The organism is Thalassotalea fonticola (assembly GCF_032911225.1).
Taxonomy (GTDB): Bacteria; Pseudomonadota; Gammaproteobacteria; order Enterobacterales; family Alteromonadaceae; genus Thalassotalea_A; species Thalassotalea_A fonticola.
This window is the reverse complement of record NZ_CP136600.1, coordinates 2,119,559-2,145,832: the sequence shown is the minus strand read 5'-3', so window position 1 is coordinate 2,145,832 and position 26,274 is coordinate 2,119,559. Positions and strand designations below refer to the sequence as shown.

Here is a 26,274-nt window from a genome sequence, read left to right as displayed (position 1 = left end):
TCAGTACGGGCAAAAATAGAGAATAAAAAAGGCACCTTACGGTGCCTCTTTTGTTTCTTATTGTTGATTAACCAACAAACTTACGAGCGTTGCGGAACATTCTCACCCAAGGAGAATCTTCTAACCACTCATCCGGATGCCAAGAATTGGCAACTGTTCTAAATACTCGTTCAGGATGTGGCATCATAATGGTTACACGACCATCTGTGGTCGTTAGTGACGTAATACCATCTGGTGAACCGTTAGGGTTTGATGGATATGTTTCAGTAACTTGACCGTAGTTGTCAACATAACGTGCTGATACTGTGCCTGAATCGTTAGCTGCGCCGATAGCCTCTTCTGATTTAAATTCTGCATGACCTTCACCGTGTGACACAGCAATTGGCATACGTGAACCTTCCATACCTTTAAAGAAGATAGATGGAGATTCTTGAATTTCAACTAATGAAAAGCGTGCTTCAAAACGCTCTGATTTGTTCTGTACAAAGTGTGGCCATAATTCACTGCCAGGAATGATTTCTTTTAAGTTAGAAAGCATCTGACAGCCATTACATACACCTAGTGAGAACGTATCTTCACGGTGGAAGAATGTGCGGAACATTTCACGAACATCATCGTGGAACAAGATTGATTTAGCCCAACCTTCACCAGCACCTAGTACGTCACCGTAAGAGAAGCCACCACAAGCAACTAAGCCTTTAAAGTCGGCTAAATCTACACGGCCGCCTAAAATGTCAGACATGTGTACATCAATGGTTAAGAAGCCAGCGCGGTCAAATGCTGCTGCCATCTCAACATGAGAGTTAACACCTTGCTCACGTAAAATTGCAACTTTAGGGTTCGTTTCATCTACTGCATCTTTAGCAATAAGATCGCTAACTATGTCTTCGTTAAGATCAAATGTTAGTTCAGTGTTTAAACCAGGATCTTCAGTGTCGAACTTAAGCGCATGCTCTTGCTCTGCACAATCAGGGTTATCACGTAAAGACTGCATCTTAAACGTAGTTTCAGCCCAAACGGTACGGTAATAAGTACGAGAGTTAGCGAGTACTTCTTCACCATTACGGCTAAATCGAATAACGTCTTCATTGTTAATTCGGCCAATATCAGTGAAGCAATCAGTAATACCAAGTTCATCAATTAGTGCATGAACAGCATCAACGTCGTCTTCACGAATTTGAATTACCGCGCCTAGCTCTTCATTAAATAATACGCTTAAATCATCACCCGCAAGTTTTGAAATGTCGATATCAACACCAGTGTGACCGGCAAATGCCATTTCAGCAACGGTAGTAAATAAACCACCGTCAGAGCGATCATGATAAGCAAGAAGTTTTTCTTCACGTACTAAACGTTGCATTGCAATAAAGAAGTTCTTCAATGTTTCTGGGCTATCTACGTCTGGTGTATTTTGACCTAGTTGCTTATAAACCTGAGCGATACATGAACCACCTAGGCGATTTTTGCCTTTAGAAAGGTCAATGGCAACAATGCGGCTATCGCCTTTGTCAGTGCGTAGCTGTGGAGTAACAGTTTTACGAATATCTTCTACACGACCAAAAGCGGTAATTACTAGAGACATAGGTGCAGTAACTGACTTGTCTTCACCGTTCTCTGTCCACTTGGTTTTCATACTCATCGAGTCTTTACCAACTGGAATAGTTAAACCAAGCGCTGGACAAAGCTCTTCACCAATGGCGTGAACAGCTTCATATAAACCTGCGTCTTCACCTGGGTGACCTGCAGCTGACATCCAGTTAGCAGATAATTTAATACGGTTTAAATCGCCAATGTCAGTACCGGCAATATTGGTTAACGACTCTGCTACTGCTAAACGAGCCGATGCACCAAAGTTTAATAGGGCAACTGGTGTTCTTTCACCAAGAGCCATCGCTTCACCATGATAGCTGTCTAGTGCTGCTGCGGTAACACCACAGTCGGCCACTGGAACCTGCCAAGGACCAACCATTTGATCGCGGTTAACCATACCGGTAACCGTACGGTCACCAATGGTGATTAGGAATGTTTTCTCTGCAACTGTTGGTAATCGTAAAATACGATCTGCGGCATCGGCTAAAGCAATATCATTTAACTCAAGCTCGGCGCCTGTTTGTGTTAAACGCTCAACGTCTCGGTGCAGCTTAGGCGTTTTACCTAATAAAATATCAAGAGATAAATCAATTGGGCTGTTATCAAAATGGTTATCTGTAACCGTTAAGTGCTCTTCTTCTGTGGCATAACCAACAACCGCAAAAGGTGCACGCTCACGTTCACAAATTGCAGTGAATTCGTCCATGCGCTCAGGAGCAACTGCTAAAACATAACGTTCTTGTGATTCGTTACACCAAATTTCAAGCGGAGACATGCTGCGCTCATCGTTTGGTACGTTACGTAGTTCAAAGTTACCACCACGGCCACCATCAGAAACCAGCTCAGGGAATGCGTTTGATAAACCACCAGCACCCACATCGTGGATGAATAAAATAGGGTTGTCATCGCCTAACTGCCAACAACGGTCAATCACTTCCTGACAACGACGTTCCATTTCAGGGTTCTCACGTTGTACAGAAGCAAAATCCAAGTTTTCAGCCGATTGGCCTGACGCCATACTAGATGCCGCGCTGCCACCAAGGCCAATGTTCATTGCCGGGCCACCTAATGCAATTAAGCTGGCGCCAACAACAATATCGCCTTTTTGTACGTGTTCATCACGAATGTTACCTAAACCACCGGCAATCATAATTGGTTTGTGGTAACCACGAACTTCCATGCCGTTAAACGATTGTACTTCTTCTTCATAAGTACGGAAGTAACCAAGAATTGCCGGACGACCAAATTCATTATTAAATGCTGCGCCGCCTAATGGGCCTTCCATCATAATATCAAAGGCAGTAACTATACGCTCTGGCTTACCAAAGTCTGTTTCCCATGGTTGTTCAAAACCAGGAATACGTAAGTTTGAAACACTGAAACCAACTAAACCAGCTTTTGGTTTAGAACCAATACCGGTAGCACCTTCATCACGAATTTCACCACCTGAACCTGTAGCTGCGCCAGGGTAAGGAGAAATTGCAGTAGGGTGATTATGAGTCTCAACTTTCATTAAAATTTGAATGTCTTCTTGCGTATACTCATAAGCTTTTGTTTCTGGGTTAGCAAAGAAGCGACCTGCTTCTGAACCAACCATAACCGCGGCGTTATCTGAGTAGGCACTTAATACGTAATCACCATTTAATTCGTGGGTATTACGGATCATTTTAAATAATGACTTAGGTTGTTTTTGTCCGTCAATAGTCCAATCGGCGTTGAATATTTTATGGCGACAATGCTCTGAGTTTGCTTGCGCAAACATATATAATTCAATATCGGTAGGATTACGACCTAAGCTGGTGAAGTTCTCTAACAGATAGTCAATTTCATCGCTTGATATTGCTAAACCTAATTCAACGTTTGCTGTTTCTAACGCATTGCGGCCACCAGTTAATAAATCAACAGTGGTATATTCAGTTGGCTCAGCAGTTGCAAACAAGGTATTTGCGTCATTAATGTCAGTAAAAATTACTTCCATCATGCGATCATGAATTAAATTGCTAAGTTGCAATGTTTGCTCATTAGTTAATTCACTGCTGGTTTGAATGTAGTAAGCCATCCCTCGTTCTAAACGAATGATGTTGGTTAAACCACAGTTGTGAGCAATATCAGTAGACTTTGAAGACCAAGGTGAAATAGTACCCGGACGTGGTGTTACCAATAGTAACGTACCTGCAGGCTCATGCTCTTCGATAGTTGGGCCGTAGGTTAATAATTTTTCCAGTTTGTTTAATTCATCACTGTTTAATACTTCACTGTTGTGTGAAAAGTGCATGAATTCAGCGTAAACGTCTGTTACAGGAAGATTTAATTGCTCACATTGTGAAAGCAATTTACTAATTCTGAAATCGGAAAGCGCAGGTGCGCCGCGTAAGATTTCCATAGAGGTAGTCACCATAGTTATATTAATATCAATTCCATTAAATTTCAGAACTACAAATGAGCGTTGAAATACAATGGAATTGCTACTTTAAAATGTTGGTTTTTCGCGCGCATTATAAAAGAATTAAGAGGAATTAGTAAGGGTAAAACAGATTGTTTATAAACAAAATTAAAAAAAGACTGTAAAAAATGTAAAAATGACTTCACAATGAAATTGATATGAAAAAAATACTCTATAAATTTAAAAACATAGCGACGTCTTTAACAAGTTTATTACTTGTTGCAGCTTTTCTGTTAACCGCTTGTAGTGGTCCAGGCGAACCCTCAGGGCTGCAACAAATTATTAAACGCGGCAAGCTAAAAGTCGGCACATTGTTTGGCCCTAATAGTTATTACCTTGGTGCTACAGGGCCGCGTGGATTTGAATTCGAACTAGCTCAAGCGTACGCTGATTATTTAGGGGTTGAGTTAGAAATAGTACCAAGCTATACCTTAAATGAATTATTTCCGAAAATAGATACAGGTGAAGTCGATATTCTTGCCGCCGGTTTATCAGTAACGCCAGAGCGCCTGACTAAATATCGATTTACTCCCAGCTATTCTAATATTAGTCAAAAGTTAGTATTCAAACAGGGGCGAGAATGGCCTCGCAAAATAGAAGATTTTTCCGGTAGCTTAAAAGTAACCGAGCATTCCAGCCATGCGGAAAACTTGCAAGCCTTACAAGCCGAACATCCAAATTTATCCTGGACGGTAACCGATGAATTTGATTCCGATGAGTTATTGCTGGAAGTTCTTGAAGAGCGACTGGACTTTACCATTGCTGACAGTAATAGCTTAGCAATTAACCGTCGTTATTACCCTGAAATAAGCGTCGCATTTACCATTCAACAACCAAAACCGATTGCCTGGGTATTAAGCAAAGAAGGCGATGACGCTTTGCTTGCCTCGCTGGTGGAATTTTTTGGTGAGGCTCATCATGATGGGACTATCCTAACACTTGAAGATAAGTATTATGGCCATATTCAAGAATTTAACTATGTTGATACTCGTACGTTTATTGAAGCAGTAGAAAGTAAATTGCCCAAATACAAACCATTATTTGAACGTCACGGTGTTGATATGGATTGGCGTTTTTTAGCGGCAATCAGCTATCAAGAATCTCATTGGGAGCCGCATGCTCGTTCTTATACCGGAGTTCGAGGCATGATGATGTTGACCTTGCCAACGGCAAAACAAATGGGCGTAAAAAGCCGGCTTGATGCTGAACAGAGTATAAAGGGCGGGGCGAAATATTTCTTACAGTTAATTAACCGTATTCCTGCACGTATTAAAAACCCGGATCGAAAATGGTTTGCTTTAGCCGCTTATAATGTTGGTTGGGGACATATGGAAGATGCAAGAGTGATCACCGAGCGTCGCGGTGGCGATCCTGATCGCTGGGTAGACGTGAAAGAATCTTTACCCTTGTTAAAACAACGAAAATATTATAAAAATACTAAGTACGGATATGCTCGTGGTGATGAACCGGTCCGTTATGTGGAAAATATTCGCGCCTATTACGATACGCTGTTATTTTTAGAAAAAGGTGGCAGTAAAGAAGCCGAAATAGATGCAGAAGAAAGTAAAAACGACACTAGCGAAGATTAGTGATTCATATTAAGTGAATAATAAGTGAGTTATGTCATCAAATTGTCATTTTTGATGGTTATATTCACAATAAACCAAAAAATGGTGCAAATAATGAGACCCAGATCTTGTAAGACCAACCAACGCCGTCGCCAGTTAAGAGCCTGCAATCGTAGAGTAAACAGTCGTTATCGAGTGTTCTTTAGAGTGGTTTTGCTTAATAGCAATATCATTAAATAAAGTATTACAAAAATATAATTCGTTAACGGTTTATATTTTAGTCGCTTTACTTGCTTTTTTTTCTTTGCGTCTGCGCTTAAAAAACGCAGACAGCATAGTGCTGCATTCTTGCTGTAATATCCCTGATGTGACCTCTAGTTGATGGTTTAACTTTTCATTATTGACTAAGTTAAACACGCTACCGCATGCGCCTGTTTTTAAATCACTGGCAGCAAAAACCAAGCGCTTTATTCTACTGTGCACCAATAAACCTGCGCACATTGGACAAGGCTCTAAAGTGACGTATAAAGTACAATCGAGCATTCGATAGTTTTCCATATTTGGTCCGGCTTTTCGAATTGCTTGCATTTCTGCATGGGCAGATGGATCATGCTGTTGAATTGATTGGTTCCAACCTTTTGCTATAACCTCGCCATTGCAAACCAACACGGCACCGACAGGAATTTCACCTTCGGTTTCGGCTTGTTCAGCAAGTACTATTGCTTGGCGCATAAAGTCTTGATCAATTTCTAATTGTTGCTCGCAGCTTATTTGTTGAATATTCATATTAAAATCATTTCGAGTTAAATAAACAGGCTGAGTAAATCATTGAGGTAGCGATGACCATGCTGAGTAACTTGCCAATAACCATTGTTCTGGTCAACCAACTTCTTATTTTTAGCTGTTTGTAAGGCTTCTATAACTGTATCACCAGGTAAGCCTGTCGCAGCTTCGTAATCACTCATGCTAAATGGCTTAAACAAACGTAATCGGTTCATCATATATTCAAATGGCCGTTCAGACTCAGGCACACTGTGAATGTGATCAAGGTGCACTCTGGTATCATCCATATAACCTTTAGGGTGCTTTACCTTCACCGTTCGGTAAATATTGTTTTCGCTAGGTACAGTTATTTTACCATGAGCGCCACAGCCTATCCCCAAGTAATCACCATTTTGCCAATAGTTCAGGTTATGTCGGCACTGAAATTCATCGCCTTTACTGTATGCTGATATTTCATATTGTTTATAGCCCGCCTGTTCGAGCAGCTTAAAGCCTTGCTCTTGAATATCCCACAATACATCATCTTCTGGTAATGTTGGCGGTTTTGAATAAAACGAGGTGTTTGGCTCTATCGTTAATTGATACCAAGATAAGTGTTTTGGCTTTAACGCAATCGCTTGCTTTAAATCATCTAAAGCGCCTGCAACCGACTGCTGTTCAAGGCCGTGCATTAAATCTAAATTAAAACTGCTAATACCGCAATCTTGGGCTATTTCGGCGGCGCGTATGGCTTGTTCACTGTCATGTATTCGGCCAAGTTTGATCAGTTTATCTGAAGCGAAACTTTGTACGCCAATTGAAATTCGATTAACTCCAGCTTGATAAAAACCCTTAAATTTATCTGCTTCTACTGTGCCCGGATTCGCCTCAAGTGTTACTTCTACCTTAAAATTAGGGTCAGTGTCAGGTTTAAATCGTTTAAATACTTCTATTAACAGTTGCTCTATAGCCTCGCTGCTGAATAAACTTGGGGTGCCGCCACCAATAAAAATGGAATACAATGGTCGGTCAATATTAAAGCGAGCAATGTCGTTATCTAAATCAGCAAGTAAATGGCGAATGTATGCTTGTTCGTCAATATCTGCTTTTAGTGCATGTGAATTAAAGTCACAATAAGGACATTTTTGCACACACCAGGGAATGTGAATATAAAGAGATAATGGCGGTGATACTAACAAGGTGGCAGTCTCTGTAATTAAAAAATTGTATTAGGTGTTAAAGCTTTGCAATAACTTGGCTAATGCTTTGCCGCGGTGACTTAATTGGTTTTTAAGCTCTCTAGGTAATTGCGCCGAGGTCATGGCATGGTCTGTTAACCAAAATAATGGATCATAGCCAAAGCCTTCTTCACCGTGCTGTTCAGTGGTAATTTCGCCTTCCCAACTGCCTTGACAAATAATTGGCGTAGGATCATCGGCGTGGCGCATATAAACAATGACACATTGAAAACGAGCGGTTCTATGTGATGTAGAAACACCATCCAGGGCGGCCAATAATTTAGTGTTATTAGCACTGTCATTACCGTTCTCGCCAGCATAACGAGAAGAGTAAATACCGGGTGCTCCTTTAAGGAAGTCAACTTCTAAACCTGAATCATCGGCTATTGCTGGTAAACCGGTAATTTTTGCTGCATGACGAGCCTTGATAATGGCGTTCTCAACAAAAGTAGTGCCAGTTTCTGCAACTTCGCTGACGTTAAAATCACTTTGTGGCACTATGTCGATATTATGCTCACTTAGAATTTCAGCGAACTCTTTAACTTTTCCCTTGTTACCTGTAGCTAAAACGATTTTGTTCATTGATGGATACCGTAATGATTGAATTTAAACTAAGCAATTAAATTTTAGATATTAAAAAAGCGGCATTGTACCGCTTTTTTGATTATTAACATAAGATGTTTAACTATTTTTACTGCTCAATGTAAAATTTTTGCTGGAATTGTAAACGATGTTCTTTGCCATTATTGTTAATTAAGATATCAAAACGATATAACTCATCATTTGGATACTTAACCGTAGTAATATAATAAATGGCGCTGCCTTCTTTAACCTCTTCAAACTCTAGCGTCATTGGTTGGCCAAGCAAGTTTGTCGCCTTTCCTGAAATACCAACCTTAAGAGCCGGGTTGCCTTCTTGACTTGTATCTAAAACAGAAATATTAACAAAACCGCGGTAACGACTGCGCTCAATACCATAGGTTTTAGCAATGTCAGGTTGTAAAATTGTGGTGGGAAGCCCAATATAATGAACTTCTATATCGTCAAATTTTTTCATATTCTCAGCACTGGCAACACTGCTAAAACCTAGAACTGCAACAATCAATAATATACTTTTAGTGAAGAATTTAAACATAAGCCCTCTCTTATAGGCTGTGCCTGAAATGCTATTAATACAGTTAATTATAGCCGCTCTATGAAAATAGACCGACTATCTGTAGGCCAAATTACATAAATTATAGGTAATGCCAAATTGGGATCACACTACCGATGAAAATATTAATCACGTTTAGCGCTATAAATGCCACTAATACCGATAAATCTATGCCACCTAAGTCAGGCATTATACGGCGAATAGGACGTAAAAATGGCTCGGTTAACTGATGAAATACCATTTGTGCAGGGCTGCGGCTTTGTACTACCCAGCTCATTAATGCCATTACCAGCATGATCACAAACAGTAAAGTACCGCTTTGTTTTATTAAAAATAGAAAGCTGATAAACAGCAATGACATTATTTCAATGGCCTGGCCGCCAATTAGTGCCAGCACTGAATATTTCATACAGCCGATGATAAACGCGACCAATAATGTCGCCATGTCAATACCGGCAAATCCAGGAATAATTTTTCTAAATGGGATCACAACCGGGTTGGTTGCTTTCACTACAAATTGACTAAATGGGTTATAAAAATCGGCTCGCACCGCTTGTAGCCAAACTCTCAACACCAAAATCATTAAATAGGCATCAAAAACAAAATTTAGCAAATACACTAACGCTTCCATGAATACTCCATATAAAAGCTAATAAAAAAATAAGTATGTCTAATCATATACTAAGAGCCACTAAGGAGTGTAAACTTAGTTGTTACTTTCTGTAATTTCAATGGAACGTTGTTTTGCCGCTTCCATAGAGTCACCTACTAAACTAATCAGGTTACCATTAGCAAATACATTCAGAGCGGCTTGGGTTGTGCCGCCTTTTGAAGTTACATTTTCTCGCAATGTAGATATTGAATCTGTATTTTGGATCACCATTTGTGCTGCGCCTACTGCTGTTTGCTGCACGAGTTCTCGGGCAACTTGTTCACTAAAACCAAACTCCATTGCTTTGGTTTGCATGGCTTCCATAAAGGCGAAGAAATATGCGGGACCTGAGGCTGAAACTGCCAGTAAGTCGTCAATTTCTGCTTCGCTTTGTAGCCATAACACTTTACCAATTCCGTTTAGTAATGAATTGGTAAACGCTTCATCATCAGCTTTAATTGCACTATTGGCAAACACTCCTGTCATCCCGATGCCAAGCTGGGAAGGGGTATTTGGCATACAGCGGATAATGGCAGTGCTATCACCTAACTCAGATTGCATTTGTGCGAGACTAATGCCTGCGGCCACCGAAATAAAACATTTATTGGATATATCAACTTGTGCGGCGATCTCACGACAAACTTGCCTAATAAAATGTGGCTTTACGCCTAGCACAATTACATCAGCAAAATTAGCGGCAACTATATTGTCCTCGCTTTGCTGTACGCCATATTGCTGAGCCAACGCTTCACGTTTCGGCGCACTAGGGTTACTTACCATAATGTCATTAGCGTTAAAACCTTGATTGACCATGCCAACTAAGATGCTGCTGTTCATATTACCTGCGCCGATAAATGCGACTTTTTTCATGTTACTTCCTGTTTGAGATCCTGAAATAAATTCAGGAAGTGGTGTTATATATGAGAACCGTTCATGCTCTTCGTTTCTAGTTCCTAATCCCTAGCACCAAATATCGCAGTGCCGACACGTATCATACTACTGCCACAATCGATGGCTATATTCATATCATTGCTCATACCCATCGACAATGTATCTACACTAGGATATTGGTGCTGTAATTGATTAAACAAGGTCTGCATTTTGCGAAAGCTTTGTCTTGTTGTTTCATCGTTGCCTTTTGCCGGTATCGCCATTAAACCGCGCAGGGTTAAATTTGCACAATTGTTGATAAATTCAGCTAACTCTGCAATTTCATCAATTGTTGCTCCTGATTTACTTTCTTCACCACTAATATTCACTTGTAAACAAACGTTTAACGGGATAATGTTACTATCACGTTGTTCATTAAGGCGTTTTGCTGTTTTTAACCGGTCTATTGAATGGACCCAAGCAACATTTTCAGCAATGAGTCGGGTTTTATTGCTCTGAATCGGACCGATAAAATGCCAGGTGATATCAGTTAAATGGGCAAGCTGTTGTACTTTATCAACGGTCTCTTGCACGTAATTCTCACCAAAATGGCGTTGTCCGGCATCATACGCCTGTTGAATTAAACTTATAGGTTTCGTTTTACTTACAGCCAACAAGCTCACAGTAGCAGATGAGCGATTGGCATTATTGCAGGCGTTAATAATATCTTGGTGTATTGCTTTGAGATTGTCTGCGATATTGGTCATTTTTTATTTCTATAACAATTATAAATTAGGGATTTTATGGATATTACCGAACTTTTAGCATTCAGTGTTGAACACAATGCTTCCGATTTACATTTATCTACTGGTATGCCACCAGCCATTCGTGTTGATGGTGACGTACGTAAGGTTAACATCCCGCCGCTAGAAGACAAAGACGTTAATGGTTTAGTGTATGACATTATGACCGATCGTCAACGTAAAGAATACGAAGAAAATTTAGAAGTCGATTTCTCCTTTGAAGTGCCTAATTTAGCGCGCTTTCGTGTAAACGCCTTTAACCAAAATCGAGGCCCAGCTGCGGTATTTCGTACTATTCCAAGTAAAATTTTGTCGTTAGATGAGCTAGGTTGTCCTGATATTTTCAGACAAATTTCTGAAAATCCACGTGGTTTAGTGCTTGTTACGGGGCCAACGGGTTCGGGTAAGTCTACTACATTAGCCGCCATGGTTGATTATATTAATGAATCTAAGCGCGATCACATTTTAACTATTGAAGATCCGATTGAATTTGTTCATGAGAATAAACAATGTTTAATTAACCAACGTGAAGTTCATCGCGACACACTAAGTTTTAACAATGCTTTGCGTTCAGCATTGCGTGAAGATCCTGATGTAATACTTGTTGGTGAGATGCGTGATTTAGAAACTATTCGACTAGCGATGACTGCAGCAGAAACTGGTCATCTGGTATTTGGTACGCTGCATACAACCTCAGCACCAAAAACTATTGACCGTATCGTTGATGTATTTCCAGGTGAAGAAAAAGACATGGTACGTTCAATGCTCTCTGAGTCTTTACGCGCGGTTATTTCACAAACATTAATCAAAAAAGTTGGTGGTGGTCGAGTTGCTGCTCATGAAATTATGATTGGTGTGCCAGCTATTCGAAATCTTATTCGTGAAGATAAAATAGCGCAAATGTATTCAGCGATTCAAACCGGTATGTCGCATGGCATGCAAACGATGGATCAATGTTTACAAAACTTATTAAGCCGTGGCCTTATCACCCGTGAAGATGCAATGCATAAAGCTGCTGATAAAAACCAGTTTAAGGTTTACTAAGTAAGGGATTTTGATGTATTTACACCAATTACTACAAGCCATGGTGAAAGAGGATGCCTCTGATTTATTTATCACCGTTAATCTTTCTGCCAGTGCCAAAATTAATGGCGAATTACAGCCGGTTGATGAAAAAGTATTAAGCTTTGACGACGCCTTAGCGTTAGTTCATAGTTCAATGACGGAAAAGCAAATTACTGAATTTACTGAAACTAAAGAATGTAACTACGCCATCGCGATAGATGACATTGGCCGTTTTCGTATTTCTGCGTTTTGGCAACGTGAAATGCCAGGCATGGTTGTGCGCCGCATTGTTACTGACATACCGGATACCGAAAAACTTGGTTTACCACCAGTGTTAAAAGAGTTGGTGATGTCGAAACGTGGTTTATTATTATTCGTTGGTGGTACCGGTACGGGTAAATCAACGTCGATGGCATCATTAATTGGTTATCGTAACCGTAATGCTCGCGGTCATATTCTTACTATTGAAGATCCGGTTGAATTTGTTCATGAACACGGTAAATCGATGATCACTCAACGTGAAGTAGGCATGGATACCGAGTCTTTTGATGCTGCGCTTAAGAGTTCATTACGCCAAGCGCCTGATGTTATCTTAATTGGTGAAATCCGCTCACAAGATATTATGGAGCACGCATTAAGTTTTGCCGAAACCGGCCATTTATGTATTGCTACGTTGCATGCTAATAATGCTAACCAAGCCATTGACCGGATTATGCATTTAGTACCGCCAGAGCAACATGAAAAGCTGCAGTTCGATTTAGCCTTAAACTTGCGCGGTATTGTTGCTCAACAACTTGTACCAACTCGTGATGGCTTAGGCCGTAAAGCGGCAATTGAGATTTTACTAAATTCACCTTATGTATCTGAACTTATTAAAAAAGGTGCGGTTGGTGACATTAAAGAAGTTATGGCAAAGTCGCGTGAATTAGGCATGCAAACGTTTGATCAGGCATTATTCGATTTATACGAAGCAGGGGAGATCAGCTACACCGACGCCTTGCATAATGCCGATTCACCGAATGATTTACGCTTAATGATCAAACTTCGCAGTAATGATCAAACTGGCATAGGTGGTCTTAAAGGCGCTACTTTAGATGGCGATTAACTATTAAAAATTGAATACTAAGTTACTTCAATTCTGAATTAACTTAGTTATTCTTTCACAAGTAAAAATTCAGTCTGGTTAAAGTGCTTTCAAGCGCTCATTTTTCAGCGCAATTAACGCTTCAACATTATTTAATGATGCAAGTATGTCGGTGATTAACTGGACATAACCTGACTGTTCAAACTCTTGTTGAACTGTGCTCGGTACTCGAACCAGACTTTCTTTATTTATAGTGTACAAGCCTTGCAAGCTAACATCTTCGCCATTTTCAAAAGTAATATCTAAATTTACCGACTCTAATAAATTTTGCTCTAACAGTGCTTTTATAAACTCATTGTTGAAACGAGTGCCCTCAACAAACTGACTCAGTAAATTTGCTTGCTCTTGTAAGTATTGTGTGGCACTACCTTGCTTAAAGATTGCTTCACCTTGCTCTTGTTGAACACGAGCATTATTAACATCAATGGCAAGCGCAGGCTTAGAAATTAATTGGCCATTTTCTTCTTGTTTGTCTTCAATTAAATAAAACGGCTCACTCTGTAAATTCAATGGTAAGTAATTGCCTTGCCACTGTCCTTGTTTAATGAATAAATTTTCATTAGCTGCCAAGCCTAACAAAGCAATAATATTAAATTGGCCGGTTTCACCGTCTTTGGCAAAAAAAATAGGGTAATGTTGGGCAATGTGTTTAAACTCTTGTGGCACCGTATGTACCATGTGCATAATCGGTGTTGGTGCAACACTGGCAAAAGGTAACACTTTAGCGCTTTTATGAGTATTACTGTTTAACTTTTCTAATTTCATCATGTTATTTCCAGGCCGCTGATATTCTAAACCTTATTAAAACCAAATTGACGAACTTTGTTTATCAATTCTCGGTTGGTTGGCAGTGCTTCAACATACCGTTTGGTTAATTTTTCATTTTCTGCAAACATTCTTTGTGCTTTTATTTGTACGTCATCACTGATAAAACCATCGGGAGCGGCATTGTTATAGTCCATGCCATAAAGCACATATTGATAACTTGCTGCAGAGAACATTTCACGTTTGCGTTGAAAATCGTACTCTGAAGGCGATCTGTGCTGCCATAATGCCATTAATTCTTGCAGGCTTTCTGGAATTGTTGCCGGGTCACGGTTATCGCGCCAAAAGGCGGTATCGTCACGTTTACTTGCCGTGTAATGCAGTTTAAGAAAATCGATAACGCGATCCCAGTTATATTGAAATTTATCATTATACGATTTGGCGACAATATCCATGGTTTCACGATTCGCCGGTAATTGTTCACTGATACTGGCACAGGCAAGTTCAATCATTACCAGAGCCGATGCTTCAAGTGGTTCTAAAAAACCTGCCGACATACCTACCGCAACACAGTTATTAACCCAAAATTTTTCCCGAACACCCGGGTTAATATCTATTTTTCTAAAGCTTAAATCGTTAGCTTTATCACCAATCGATTGTGCCAAATATTCTCTTAATAATTGTTCTGAGCGTTCTTGGCTAGTATGTTTACTCGAATATACGTGGCCAACACCACGGCGTGTAGGTAAGCCGATATCCCAAATCCAGCCAGCTTCCTGAGCGGTTGATATGGTATGTGAAGCAATAGGGCTATCGTCACTTCCGTAGGGGATTTGTACTGCCAGGGCAGTATCAATAAACAAAATATCTTTTTTGCAAACCTTTGGCACATTATAGTGTTTACCAATAAGCAATGAAGAAAAACCGGTACAGTCGATAAATAAATCGCCGCTGATATCGCCATGGCTAACACTGCTTACTGAAGCAATATCACCATTGTCAGCCGAATTTATCTTGCTGACATGGTCGAGAATATGAGTAACACCGAGGTTTTTAGTACAATGATTTTTTAAAAACTCAGCAAATTTTCCTGCATCTAAATGATAAGAATAATTGGCAACAGCGGCATACTCCGGTGTTGAAATTAATTTTGGCGCTAAATCATGTTCACATAGTTGTTCTTGATAACATACCGCATTTGAAAATGAACTAGAAGATTTAGACGTTTTCCAAGGCTTGAATAAATCCACTTCAAAATAGCCCTGAGGCAACACTAGCGGATGATAGTAAAAATCGTCATCGGCGCCAGTTACCCATTTGGCAAATTTAGCGCCCTGTTTGAAGCTGGCGTCACATTCACGCATAAAGTCAGTTTCCGAAACGCCCATATTCCTTAAGGTGTTTCGCATGGTTGGCCAAGTACCTTCGCCAACTCCTATGGTATTAACGTCGGGCGATTCAATTAAGGTTACTTTTATGCCGCCAGATTTATTGGCATGATGTGCTGCTGCAAGTGTACCAGCTGCTATCCAGCCAGCACTACCACCACCTACAATTACTATGTGTTTTAATTCATTACTCATGATCTAGCCCGTTTAACTCGTCTTAATTTTTTCGGTATTTTTAATGGCTCTAGCATTGCATCCTTGCCTTCATTCACTAATGTCTTCACTTTGTATCCAAGTACCGCACAGATGATACCTACTATTGGTGTAAGCCAATTAAAGAAACAAAATACTGCATATTCGAGTGGGTTAACTAACAATACTGATTGCATGTAAGCACCGCAAGTATTCCACGGCACTAATGGTGAAGTCACTGTACCGCCATCTTCTAATGCTCGTGATAAATTTTCTGGAGCTAAGTTACGTTTAGTAAATTCGTCTTTAAACATGCGACCAGGCATAACAACCGCTATGTATTGATCGGCTGCGATGCAGTTAGTACCAAAGGCGGTAATTATGGTTGTGGTGATTAATGAGCTGGCACGCTGTGAAAAACGGATTAACGTTTCTACAATTTTTTTCAATAAGCCAACCCCTTCCATAATCGCGCCAAAGGTCATCGCACAAATAATTAACCAGATGGTATTTAGCATTGACCCCATGCCGCCGCCACTTAACAAATCATTCATTACTGCGTTTTCGGTGTTTAACTTCAGTCCTTCATGCATTACCTGCCAAACAACAGTAATGTTGGCACTGACACTTCCAAGCTCACTGTTAGCGTAGGCGAGTATTAAATCTTGCTGAAATAACATCGCCCAAATTGCGCCGGTAATTGCGCCAATACCAATCGCTGGAAATGCCGGAACTTTTTTAATGGCCAAAGTTAAAGTAACGACCAATGGCAGCAGTAGGTACCAATCGATGAAATAAACCGCTTGCAGGCTTGTTAATAAACCATCCAATTGGCCATCAACAATTTTTGTCTCATGGTTAAAACCAAGAATAAGGAAGATAAACAAGGCAATAATAAAGCTTGGAATCGTGCTCCAGGTCATGTGTTTTATATGCGTAAATAATTCGGTGCCTGCTACTGCCGGTGCCAGATTGGTTGTATCAGAAAGCGGCGATAATTTATCGCCAAAATAAGCACCACTGATAATCGCGCCGGCGGTGATCGGTGCAGAAATGTTTAAGCCGTTTGCCACTCCCATCAAGGCAACACCTATGGTGGCCGCAACCGTCCAACTGCTGCCAATACTGATTGCTACTACGGCACAAATAATACTGCAGCTTACATAGAAGTAATCGGGATTAAGAATTTGTAAGCCATAATAAATCATCGTTGGCACAGTACCCGCTAATAGCCAAGTACCAATTAACGTACCTACAGCTAGCAATATCAGAATAGCACCAAGGGTAAGACTAATACCTTTTACGATACTTTTTTCAATGTGTTTGCGTTTGTGGCCATTTTTTAAACCGACAAGGGTCGCAATACCGGCGCAAATCATTAATGCAATTTGATTGGGTCCTGAGGATGAGTTGTCACCAAAGTAAAATACTGCCATTGATAGCAGTACTAATAGAAAAAAAATGGGAATTAATGCATCAATTAAACTGGGATCACGTGTTGTAGATTTCATTATCATTGTTCTCTTAATTCTTTAAAGATATATTTTTAGTTATTGATTTTTAGAATATCTCTTATTATCTGATTTTGAATATAACCACCTCAAATTACAAGTTAATTAATCTAAAGATAGATTAATTAACTTGCTTGTAGCAGCTAATTTAGATGATTATGGCAGGCAATGTTCTCGCCTAAATCAATTAACTTGCTTAGCCAGGCTTTTACTTGCTCTGGCTCATGTACGGCTGCGCTAACACCTGGTTTAATTTCACCTCTTAGGATAGATAAAATGGCGAAGGCAACTGGAATAGATACCAATCTTGCCATCGCTTGTCCTGAGTCATTTCCTATACAGTCAAGTAAATAGCTTTGATGCCAAACCTTGTTATCAGCATTTTTAGCTTCTAGTTCGACACAAAGTACCACTCGGTCTGCTTCATCTGCATCATAAGAATATTTTTGTTCTAATTCTTGGCTGATCTCAGTTAACCTTTGTTCACTTTCTGCATCTGATAACTGACCGATTTCATCAAAAAGATATTGCCAAGCTGTTGACCAACCCGCAAGTCTTAATGTGCCACGAACAAACTCTTTTACATTCCAATCACTCTGAAACTGATACTGCTGAATAAATGGCGTTGAATCTCTGTTTGGATAAGCTTGAAATGTTTCTTGCTGCTCGGCTGAGTTAATTTGATAATCTCTCAGCGCCTGCCAAGGTGCTTGTGATGTTACTATTTCACCGTTATTGATCCATTTGGCTGGCGATCTTAGTGCTTTTAATACACCCAATGGTGACCAACTGAATTTATATTTAAAGTCGTTGGCAACTTTTGGAAAACCGCCGCAATATGAGCGAAAATACAACTCATTGGTTTTATCGAACTGGGCGCTGGTGCGATATTTTTCAATTAAATCATGTGCTAATAAATGATCTATGCCCGGATCTAAGCCTATTTCATTGACCAAACATAAATTTGCCGCCGCGGCCTGGTTATTTAAATCAGCCATTTGTGGTGAAATATAACTACTGGAAACAAAGTGGGCTTGGTTTTCAAGACAAAGCTGTGCAACTTGCAAATGTTTCGTAGCTGGTAACATTGACACCACAACATCGCCAGGGTTAATGCTTGCTGCCAACACTTGCCAATCGAGTTGTTTGATTGATAGCTTAGCACATATATCAGCTAACGTAGTTTGTGCTTTCGCCAAGCTGCGATTCCATACGGTAAGTGGATGCTCACTATTTGCCAGTAATTCAATACCAGGTTTAGAGGATAAGCCGGCGCCAAGCCAGTGAATAGTATGTTTCGTCGTGGTTGTCATGGTGGACCTTTATATAGAGTCTATCTTTTGCTGATAAAGATTCAGGGCTTTTGGCCAGACACCTTGGGTTTTATCAGTAAGTGTTAATAAATGAGTTAATAATTGCTGGCCATAATCTTCACTACTTTCTTTTGGCAACAGGGAAGGTAAGTGATCAATTGCGATAAGGTTTAATGGTGTATTGCCAGCACAAATTTCAATGCAGGGTTGTTTGAATGTCGTACATTGTTGATAAATTGGCAAGGGGTTATAACTGCCGTAAGGATCGCAGCTTACATCTGCAATAATCGCCAATTTGCGCGTCAAAGTGTTTAGCACTTCTTTAGTGATAAATGGCGGTAAATCTTTATTAACCAAAACACAGTTAACCAATATATCCATATCGTTAATTTCAATAAATGGACCGCCTTTTTGAGTTTCTGCCATATCCCATTCAACAACGTCTAGGTTTAATGCTTTGGCTAAATCCGCGGCGCCACTGCCACTGCGGCCTTTGGCACCGATCACTAAAATTCGAGGTTTCTCAGTTGAGATTGACAGTCCGGCGTTTAAATCCGCTAGTAACGTTTCTTTATTTGCATAGGAGCCAACGTCTGCTAGCGGCGGGCTAATTTCTTGGTTTTGATTAACCCAAGCTTGTACTGATAATGCCGCACCGGCGAAACCGGCCCAATAGCCAAATGCCGCGATACGGCGGTTGTTTTCATCAACTAAAAACTCAAGATCATAGAGTTTACCTGCACCTTCTTTAAAGCGATTTAATAATGCTTGCCAACCGTGTTGGTCTTTATAGGCATGGGCAAAGTAAATATGCTCATGATGAAGCGGAAAAGTGTCTTCAGGTAATTCTTTTAAGCCTAAAATAATGGCATCACTTGGTGCATCAACCCAGCTACCTGCGGCTTCTATATTGCAGTTTACGTTCCGGTAATCATGATCATTAAAAATGTTTTGCTGAGATTGTTCAATGCTAACTTTAAAACCAGCAGCAATAAGTTGTTTCGCACCATTAGGCGTCAAAGCGGTTCTTTGCTCATCTTGTTTCGTTTCGGCGCGTAACCAGATATGGGGTTTGATCATAATAAACTTCTTATAAATGACATGTTAAGGAATATACCCAAGCCACCTCTCCGTGCTGAAACTACTCTCTTAAAGTAGCTTGGGTATATAATACCAATCCGTATAATGATCACATCATTACGCGAACTGCTATAAATAAAGGGCTAATAATATTTATTATTAGCCCTTTATTTTAAAGCTAATCTAATCAGTTTAGACTAGAAGTTAGCTCTAACACCTACAGAATAGCGAGCACCAGTTTCAGCAATCGAAATAGTATGGTTAGGTAATAAACCACGTTTTCTCGTTACTTCATTAGTTACGTTAATACCTTCAACGAATACGGTAAAGTTATCGTTAATATCATAACTACCACTGACATCAACTTGTGAGTAATCATCAACATAGATTGGATCACCACCAGCCCAGTTAGACGTTGATTGCATAAACTCATCACGGTTGTTGTACGCTACGCGAAATTGAAATGCATCTTGCTCATAGAACACTACCAAGTTTTGTGAATCGCCTAAACCTGGAAGCGGTAATGGCTTTTCTGCTGTATCAGCATCTGATTCACTATCAACAAATGTCATGTTCGCCATGATGCCAAAACCATTAAATGGTGCAGGCAAGTAAGTTAGGGTGTGTTGGAATGCAATTTCAAAACCGTCAATTTCTGTTGAGTTAAGGTTTTCAGGTCCACTTACATTGTAGACAAAGTCACCACTTGGTACAGAAACTGTTTCACTATAGTTACCACCATCGATGAAATTATCGATATCTTTAGTGTAATACGCAGCAGAGGCATAACTTGCATCATCAAAGTACCATTCTAAGCTTAAATCAAAGTTAGTTGACTCATATGGCTTAAGGTATGGGTTACCACCAGAAGCGTTTAAGCTGTCAATTTTACCTTCACCGTAAGACAGTGCTGGTGACAGTTCAGTCAACGTTGGACGTGTAATACTTTCTGAAAACGCAGTACGGATAAATACGTCTTCAACCACTTCAATATTAGCGTTGATACTAGGTAATACATGATCATAATCACTGGTTACACTCAGTGGTACAATATCTTCAGATAATACTGGTACGTATTTACCGGTAGCATCTGGGCCGCTCATGTCAAGCAGTTCTTCACCGTAGCCTGATGATTTCGTTGTTGTTTCAACGTAACGAACACCAGCAACAACTTGCCAAGGCATTTCGCCAATTTCACCTTGGAAGTAGGCATCAAAGTACACCGCAGTGGTTTCTTCGTTTACTTCATATGATTGGCCTTTAACATCAAGTGCAGTATGACCATTGTACATATCAAGACTATCTTTCATTGCCGCGGCATCGGCTGGATCTAATTGCCCATAACCCGCTTCACTTTCTAAGAACGCCATGTATTCATATGAATCGAAAATTAACCAATCATTAGTAGGGTTACCACTTTCAGCCGATAAGAAACCATCAGCATTGAAATCAGTGAATAAGCTTGCCGGTAATTGCACATTATAGCCACCCCAACCATTACGAATGCTTGTGTGAGTGTTAGTCGGCATAGTCGATAAAGTACGATCTGAGAAAGCCGTACCAAAGTTAACTTTGCTTAATACGCCTTGATCAAGTACCCATTCAGCGTCAAGACGAACTTCAGAAATTTCATCTTCAATATCATCACCAAAAATACTTGCCCAGTTAGCACCTAAGATGTTTTTATCCAGGTTTTCAGCAAAATCTAAGGTTGGTACGCCGCCCTGTGAATTGTCAAATGTGTAGCCATTAAAGAAACCGGCTACGGTATCAGTTGTGCCATTACCACCATTAGATTCAGCTTTTGAATAAGATACATCAGCCGCTAAATTGAAATCGCTGGTGATTTGCCAGTCGGCATTAAAGCCAAATGCAGTCGTTTCAGTCGTTGTTACCGATAAACGGTTTAAGTAATCAGTTGCACTGTTATTACCTGATGTTAAACGTACCACAGTACGGTTTTCATCAAGCTCTGCGGCAACGGTATTTCCTACTTCAAACCAATGGGCAAGAATATCTTCGCGGTAGCTAACGTCATACTCTGAGTATAAAGCATCAGCGGTGATCACTAAATCGTCAGAAGGCTTGTATTGAAACACTAATGTACCGCTGGTACGCTCACGATTTTCAGTTTTAACGATTTGATCGTAGTTTTGTGGCATGTAAACATCTTCAAGAACTTCACCACTAGTAAGGCTGTCTAAAGTTGTACCGCCATAATAGCCGTAGGTTAAAGAATTATCAGTACGGGTATCGCGATCGCTGTAACTAAACGATGCTAAAACACCAAACTTATCATCGGCAAAAGTATTACTAATTAAACCAGAGAAGGTTGGATTGCTTTCTTCTGACATCTCATCATAAGTACTTTTAACACTGGCAACAGCTTTAAAACCATTAAGATCTAGAGGGCGATGAGTAGTAATGTTAACGGTTGCACCGATGCTACCGTCTTGTAATTTTGCTGTTTGAGTTTTATTAACTTCAGCACCGTTAATTAACTCTGCCGCCAAGGTATCAAAGCTAAATGCTCGGCCACCACTTACAGAGGCCATAGTACGGCCATTAACTAATACTGCGTTAAATTCCGGTCCTAAACCACGAACACTAATTTTCTGACCTTCACCGCCATCTCGATCGATTGCTACACCCGAAATACGTTGTAATGACTCAGCAACGTTTTGATCTGGAAATTTACCAATATCTTCAGCTGAGATTGCATCAACAATACCGTCAGATGATTTTTTCAGATCCATAGCGCGTATTAAAGAGCCACGAATACCGGTAACGGTAATTGTTTCTACATCTTCGTCAATGGCTGGTGCTTGGTCTTGTGCGGCAAATGAATTACTCGTTGCGCCTAAGCTAAGCATAATTGCCATAGATAGATAACTAAGTTTTGGTTTTGCTAGTTGCATTTTAATCCCTCCCCAGGGTGTTTTTTTGCATCAGTGTTTAGTGGTTGTTGTATTATTTTTGTGTAACTCAAACTAACAACTCTTTACAGTTTGTTACATTGATACTACAAGCGAAAAACATCTTTTGCAATATTTATCATACAAATAGTATAGTATTAACTATCCTATTAGAGCATTTAGAACTTTTAAATGACTTGTTAATATTATGTTAAGCTATATATATTAAGGGTTTAGAAGGATGTGTGATAAATTAAATTACACATTGTTAAAAAATATATTTTTGTAAAAAACAATTAAATTGAATGGAAATTGAGCAATGAATCTAACTTTTAACTCATTATCAGTAAAAATTTCAGCACTAATCGTGTTATTAATTAGTATCACTTCGTGTTCTGAAAATATCAGCGAAATCGATACATCTTCTGCCAATGTAGAACAAATAGTTTCTAAAGAAAGTAACACTTTCGACGATGTTATTGATAGAACTGGAATGCCAACCAAGCACAAAGACTATGACAGTTATCAAAATCAAAAATTTAATCCATTTTTTGATTTAGGCGCCTGGCATGGTTTTTTATTGCCTGAAAGTGAGGACAATTATGGCTCTTTCCCTGGGCCATTAATTATTGCCGAAGAATACAGCTTATATATAGCAGAAAAGTTAGAGCAATTAACAATCAGCGACATAGCAACAAAGCAAAGCTATAACTTTAGTAAAGCAGAGCAAAGTATTCACTCCCGTCCCGGCTTGTTATCACAAACGTATCATTTTGATGATTTAACCGTCGAGCTAACATTACAATATGCGAGTAACAGAACCGCATTAGTTAAAACCACTATTGTTAATAAGTCTAACAGTAATAAAAAGCTCAACTTGCTTTGGCAAGGAAAGTTATTACAACAATGGGATGATAACAGTACAGTAGAACAGGCATTGCCAAACTGGCAACGAAACATCAGTGCCGATCAGCATAGTGTTGTCATCAATTTTTCCAAGCTGCGCGATACCTGGAATATCCTCACCAGCGGGAGTTCTATGTATCAACTTACTCGTTCAGTTAAGGCGAGCACTACAGTTGATGCACAAGATTATAGCTACCAAAGTAATAGCCAACTCGAACTTGCCGCAGGTAAAGAGCAGGTTTTATTTACTACCCATAGTTATGTTCATAATCAACAAGAAGCTGCACAGCTACAAGATAGCAATAATAAAATATTGGCTGAGCCACAACATTATATAAAATCTGCACTGCAGCGATGGCAATCTTATTTAGCCCTAGGGTTAAAGCATACTGATGCGCCAATTGAGCAACAGAAAGTTGCCGTTAAGGCGATAGAGACATTATCAGCAAATTGGCGTAGCTCTGCCGGAGCATTATTGCATGACAGTGTCACGCCATCAGTAACTGCACGTTGGTTTAATGGTGCCTGGGCCTGGGATAGCTGGAAGCATGCTTATGCAATGGCACATTTTAATAATGATTTAGCCAAGGATAATGTCCGGGCAATGTTTGACTATCAAGTAGATAAATCCGACCCGGTAAGAGGGCAGGACGATGGCATGGTCATTGATGCGGTATTTTATAATAAAGATGTAGTCCGCAATGGTGATGGCGGCAACTGGAATGAACGAAATACCAAACCACCTCTTGCGTCTTGGGCCGTTTGGGAAATTTATCAGGCAAGTTCTGATATTGAGTTTATTAAAGAAATGTTTCCAAAACTGCAACGCTATCATCAATGGTGGTATAAAAACCGTGATCATAATAACAACGGCTTAATTGAATACGGTGGTAATAAACATAGATTTCATAATGACGTTGAGGGCAACATCAGTTTTTCAGTAAAGTTTATTGATAATAAACTCGCCGATTTTGCCTTAGAACATTGTCAGGCAGGACAAGAACATTGGTATCAGTGTAGCTCGATGGCAGTTTATAAGCAGCTATTGGCAACAGGCAATTACACTGAATTAGATATCGGTGCACAACATGGTGCTGGTTGGGAGTCAGGCATGGATAACGCGGCTCGATTTGGTTTTATCAATAGCGAACAGCTACAAGCGTATGCCAAGCAAAACTATCAAGGCGATGTTGAACTCGCTCGTAAAGACTGGCAGGTAATGTTTTTTGAGAATAAATCAGCACAAGGTGCGTTATTAGGTTTTTCTATTAACCAGGAGTCGGTTGAATTGAATGCTTATTTAGCTAATGAAAAGCGCTTACTTGCTAGCATGGCAAAGTTACTCGGCTTAACGCAATTAGCAGAGCAATATCAGCAAGGAGCTAATGCGCTTGCAGCTCGAGTTAATCAATGTTTTTTCGATCAACAAAGCGGCTTTTATTACGATCGGAAAATTAGCGATAATGATAAAGTTGATCAGCATGGCTGTCTAGGTGAGTTGCTTGTTTATCGAGGCAGAGGTCCTGAAGGTTGGAGCCCATTATGGGCCGGGATTGCCGATAAAGATAAAGCAGAGCAAGTTAAAAATATAATGCTAAACCCTGATGAGTTTAATTCTCTGGTGCCACTTGGTACGGCTTCACAAACGAACCCAGCTTTTGATGCCGATATTTATTGGCGCGGACGAGTATGGCTAGATCAAGTCTATTTTGGCCTCATCGCGTTAAATAATTATGGCTACCAACAAGAAGCAGCGATGCTGGCTAATAAGCTGTTTAGTAACGCCCAAGGTTTATCGGCAAATGGCTCTATTCGAGAAAACTATAATCCGTTGACCGGCGCAGTTCAGGGTGCCAGTAATTTTAGCTGGAGTGCGGCGCACTTGTTAATGCTGTATCGTGAGTTTTTATTGCCTAATAACGATAGAGAAAAAATCAATTCTGTTAACTAACGCTACTATGTTTTACTACCAGTTGTTTTAGTTTATTAATCACTTTCGATGGTTGTTGATAAGCTAAAACAATTTCACGTTTTAACTGTAAGTCCTGAATTGGCCGAAATACAATTTCTGAATTGCTTAATATCTCAGGGTGAGCTGGCACTAAGGCACACCCCAATCCTGCGCTAACTAACCCCAAGGCATAGTCGATAGTTTTAATTTTTGCTCGACTATCAACGCTGATCCCTTCCAGCGTTAATATATCCTGTAATGATTGCCAGGCAGTGCAAGGTGAGCGCTGAATAAATGCCAGATCATCGAAATCAGTCAAGGCAATACTGTCTTTTAGCGATAAAACATGATTATAAGGTAAGGCGAGTAGGTAATTTTCTTGCCAAAAAGACACATAATTTTCATTCTCTGCTAGCTCTTCTTTTATAATTACCCGCGCATCACAGCTTTCATTATGAGGGACTAAAGTAAGCTCCATTGAATCAACTGAGGCGGTAAAGTCTTTCAGCAACGAACTCATTCTTGCCACCCCTAATCCTTTGGTGACGCCTAAGAGGAAGGAGGTTTTACTGTCTTGTTCAGTAAACAGTGTTTTAATTGCTTTTGCTTGTCCTAACAATTTTTTTGCCAAAGGATAGAGTTTTTCACCTGCATCTGTGGCGATAACCCCGCGTGCATGCCGGATAAATAAACTGCAGCAAAGTGTCTGCTCCAATTGTGCGACTGCTGCCGAAATTGAAGGTTGTGCAACAAAGCAGCGTTTAGCCGCAGCGCTGAAACTGCCTTGCTCAAACACTGCTACGAAATATTGTAAACTTCTTAAATCCATCGCTGCGCACACTTATATTTTAAATTTAGATATAGGTTTTGCCTATATCTGATAAAGAAATTCTATATTTTAACTTTACCTTGGTTTTAATTATTATCAAAGGATAAATGCAATTAAAGTAATTCTCATCGAGATG

At 39.9% G+C, this 26,274-nt stretch carries 19 protein-coding genes; 4 read left to right on the top strand and 15 right to left on the bottom strand.

Annotation, left to right across the window (positions count from 1 at the left end):
• Window positions 1–67 precede the first annotated feature (67 nt).
• Complete coding sequence (gene purL, locus RI844_RS08755) at window positions 68–3,973, bottom strand: phosphoribosylformylglycinamidine synthase (protein WP_348398066.1); 3,906 nt, start codon at window positions 3,971–3,973, stop codon at window positions 68–70.
• 218 nt (window positions 3,974–4,191) lie between these two features.
• Between purL and mltF the strand changes: the two genes are divergently transcribed.
• Entirely contained in the window at window positions 4,192–5,622 is a 1,431-nt protein-coding gene (gene mltF / locus RI844_RS08750; protein ID WP_348398065.1) for a membrane-bound lytic murein transglycosylase MltF, read from the top strand.
• Between the two features lie 249 nt (window positions 5,623–5,871).
• On the opposite strand, the gene tadA is transcribed toward mltF, so the two are convergent.
• The 7 genes from tadA to RI844_RS08715 form a co-directional block, all read right to left on the bottom strand.
• Complete coding sequence (tadA, locus tag RI844_RS08745; RefSeq protein ID WP_348398064.1) at window positions 5,872–6,387, bottom strand: tRNA adenosine(34) deaminase TadA; 516 nt, start codon at window positions 6,385–6,387, stop codon at window positions 5,872–5,874.
• Between the two features lie 17 nt (window positions 6,388–6,404).
• Window positions 6,405–7,562, bottom strand: a complete 1,158-nt coding sequence (gene hemW / locus RI844_RS08740; protein ID WP_348398063.1) for a radical SAM family heme chaperone HemW — start codon at window positions 7,560–7,562, stop codon at window positions 6,405–6,407.
• Window positions 7,563–7,592: 30 nt separating this feature from the next.
• Window positions 7,593–8,183: an XTP/dITP diphosphatase gene (locus RI844_RS08735; RefSeq protein ID WP_348398062.1), complete on the bottom strand. Its 591-nt coding sequence runs from the start codon at window positions 8,181–8,183 to the stop codon at window positions 7,593–7,595.
• A 109-nt stretch (window positions 8,184–8,292) separates the two neighbouring features.
• Entirely contained in the window at window positions 8,293–8,736 is a 444-nt protein-coding gene (locus RI844_RS08730; protein ID WP_348398061.1) for a DUF4426 domain-containing protein, read from the bottom strand.
• 100 nt (window positions 8,737–8,836) lie between these two features.
• The gene (locus RI844_RS08725) at window positions 8,837–9,385 is read right to left on the bottom strand and encodes a YggT family protein (RefSeq protein WP_348398060.1); all 549 of its coding nucleotides are present in this window, start codon (window positions 9,383–9,385) and stop codon (window positions 8,837–8,839) included.
• Between the two features lie 75 nt (window positions 9,386–9,460).
• Complete coding sequence (gene proC, locus RI844_RS08720; protein ID WP_348398059.1) at window positions 9,461–10,276, bottom strand: pyrroline-5-carboxylate reductase; 816 nt, start codon at window positions 10,274–10,276, stop codon at window positions 9,461–9,463.
• A gap of 83 nt (window positions 10,277–10,359) precedes the next feature.
• Window positions 10,360–11,043, bottom strand: coding sequence for a YggS family pyridoxal phosphate-dependent enzyme (locus tag RI844_RS08715; RefSeq protein WP_348398058.1), 684 nt, complete (start codon window positions 11,041–11,043; stop codon window positions 10,360–10,362).
• A gap of 36 nt (window positions 11,044–11,079) precedes the next feature.
• Between RI844_RS08715 and RI844_RS08710 the strand changes: the two genes are divergently transcribed.
• Together RI844_RS08710 and RI844_RS08705 are read left to right on the top strand one after the other, a co-directional pair.
• Complete coding sequence (locus tag RI844_RS08710) at window positions 11,080–12,123, top strand: type IV pilus twitching motility protein PilT (protein WP_348398057.1); 1,044 nt, start codon at window positions 11,080–11,082, stop codon at window positions 12,121–12,123.
• A gap of 13 nt (window positions 12,124–12,136) precedes the next feature.
• On the top strand, window positions 12,137–13,249 hold the full coding sequence (locus tag RI844_RS08705; protein ID WP_348398056.1) for a PilT/PilU family type 4a pilus ATPase: 1,113 nt from the start codon (window positions 12,137–12,139) through the stop codon (window positions 13,247–13,249).
• A gap of 78 nt (window positions 13,250–13,327) precedes the next feature.
• On the opposite strand, the gene RI844_RS08700 is transcribed toward RI844_RS08705, so the two are convergent.
• The 6 genes from RI844_RS08700 to RI844_RS08675 all read right to left on the bottom strand — a co-directional run bounded on the left by RI844_RS08700 (window position 13,328) and on the right by RI844_RS08675 (window position 22,455).
• Window positions 13,328–14,056: a SapC family protein gene (locus RI844_RS08700; protein ID WP_348398055.1), complete on the bottom strand. Its 729-nt coding sequence runs from the start codon at window positions 14,054–14,056 to the stop codon at window positions 13,328–13,330.
• Between the two features lie 23 nt (window positions 14,057–14,079).
• On the bottom strand, window positions 14,080–15,636 hold the full coding sequence (locus RI844_RS08695) for a tryptophan halogenase family protein (protein WP_348398054.1): 1,557 nt from the start codon (window positions 15,634–15,636) through the stop codon (window positions 14,080–14,082).
• Window positions 15,633–17,144 carry a Na+/H+ antiporter NhaC gene (nhaC, locus tag RI844_RS08690; RefSeq protein WP_348398053.1) on the bottom strand — a complete coding sequence of 504 codons (1,512 nt, stop codon included), beginning with the start codon at window positions 17,142–17,144 and terminating at the stop codon, window positions 15,633–15,635. Before nhaC ends, RI844_RS08695 begins: the two co-directional genes overlap by 4 nt.
• Window positions 17,145–17,287: 143 nt before the next feature.
• Window positions 17,288–18,457 (bottom strand): saccharopine dehydrogenase family protein, encoded by a 1,170-nt coding sequence (locus RI844_RS08685; protein WP_348398052.1) that lies wholly within the window; start codon window positions 18,455–18,457, stop codon window positions 17,288–17,290.
• A 9-nt stretch (window positions 18,458–18,466) separates the two neighbouring features.
• Window positions 18,467–19,537, bottom strand: a complete 1,071-nt coding sequence (locus RI844_RS08680) for a saccharopine dehydrogenase (protein ID WP_348398051.1) — start codon at window positions 19,535–19,537, stop codon at window positions 18,467–18,469.
• A gap of 197 nt (window positions 19,538–19,734) precedes the next feature.
• Entirely contained in the window at window positions 19,735–22,455 is a 2,721-nt protein-coding gene (locus RI844_RS08675; RefSeq protein WP_348398050.1) for a TonB-dependent receptor, read from the bottom strand.
• Between the two features lie 316 nt (window positions 22,456–22,771).
• Here RI844_RS08675 and ygjK point away from each other — a divergent pair, with 316 nt between their 5' ends.
• A complete protein-coding gene (ygjK, locus tag RI844_RS08670) occupies window positions 22,772–25,309 on the top strand; it encodes an alpha-glucosidase (RefSeq protein ID WP_348398049.1) in 2,538 nt (845 codons plus the stop codon).
• Here the strand turns inward: ygjK and RI844_RS08665 are convergent.
• Window positions 25,302–26,138, bottom strand: a complete 837-nt coding sequence (locus RI844_RS08665) for a LysR family transcriptional regulator (protein ID WP_348398048.1) — start codon at window positions 26,136–26,138, stop codon at window positions 25,302–25,304. The genes ygjK and RI844_RS08665 overlap by 8 nt on opposite strands.
• Window positions 26,139–26,274 lie beyond the last annotated feature (136 nt).

Bases quoted from the DNA above. Each gene is read 5' to 3' on its own strand.
- purL (WP_348398066.1), bottom strand. From the start codon at position 3,973: ATGGAAATCTTACGCGGCGCACCTGCGCTTTCCGATTTCAGAATTAGT.
- mltF (WP_348398065.1), top strand. From the start codon at position 4,192: ATGAAAAAAATACTCTATAAATTTAAAAACATAGCGACGTCTTTAACA.
- tadA (WP_348398064.1), bottom strand. From the start codon at position 6,387: ATGAATATTCAACAAATAAGCTGCGAGCAACAATTAGAAATTGATCAA.
- RI844_RS08735 (WP_348398062.1), bottom strand. From the start codon at position 8,183: ATGAACAAAATCGTTTTAGCTACAGGTAACAAGGGAAAAGTTAAAGAG.
- RI844_RS08730 (WP_348398061.1), bottom strand. From the start codon at position 8,736: ATGTTTAAATTCTTCACTAAAAGTATATTATTGATTGTTGCAGTTCTA.
- RI844_RS08725 (WP_348398060.1), bottom strand. From the start codon at position 9,385: ATGGAAGCGTTAGTGTATTTGCTAAATTTTGTTTTTGATGCCTATTTA.
- proC (WP_348398059.1), bottom strand. From the start codon at position 10,276: ATGAAAAAAGTCGCATTTATCGGCGCAGGTAATATGAACAGCAGCATC.
- RI844_RS08715 (WP_348398058.1), bottom strand. From the start codon at position 11,043: ATGACCAATATCGCAGACAATCTCAAAGCAATACACCAAGATATTATT.
- RI844_RS08710 (WP_348398057.1), top strand. From the start codon at position 11,080: ATGGATATTACCGAACTTTTAGCATTCAGTGTTGAACACAATGCTTCC.
- RI844_RS08705 (WP_348398056.1), top strand. From the start codon at position 12,137: ATGTATTTACACCAATTACTACAAGCCATGGTGAAAGAGGATGCCTCT.
- RI844_RS08700 (WP_348398055.1), bottom strand. From the start codon at position 14,056: ATGATGAAATTAGAAAAGTTAAACAGTAATACTCATAAAAGCGCTAAA.
- RI844_RS08695 (WP_348398054.1), bottom strand. From the start codon at position 15,636: ATGAGTAATGAATTAAAACACATAGTAATTGTAGGTGGTGGTAGTGCT.
- nhaC (WP_348398053.1), bottom strand. From the start codon at position 17,144: ATGAAATCTACAACACGTGATCCCAGTTTAATTGATGCATTAATTCCC.
- RI844_RS08685 (WP_348398052.1), bottom strand. From the start codon at position 18,457: ATGACAACCACGACGAAACATACTATTCACTGGCTTGGCGCCGGCTTA.
- RI844_RS08680 (WP_348398051.1), bottom strand. From the start codon at position 19,537: ATGATCAAACCCCATATCTGGTTACGCGCCGAAACGAAACAAGATGAG.
- RI844_RS08675 (WP_348398050.1), bottom strand. From the start codon at position 22,455: ATGCAACTAGCAAAACCAAAACTTAGTTATCTATCTATGGCAATTATG.
- ygjK (WP_348398049.1), top strand. From the start codon at position 22,772: ATGAATCTAACTTTTAACTCATTATCAGTAAAAATTTCAGCACTAATC.
- RI844_RS08665 (WP_348398048.1), bottom strand. From the start codon at position 26,138: ATGGATTTAAGAAGTTTACAATATTTCGTAGCAGTGTTTGAGCAAGGC.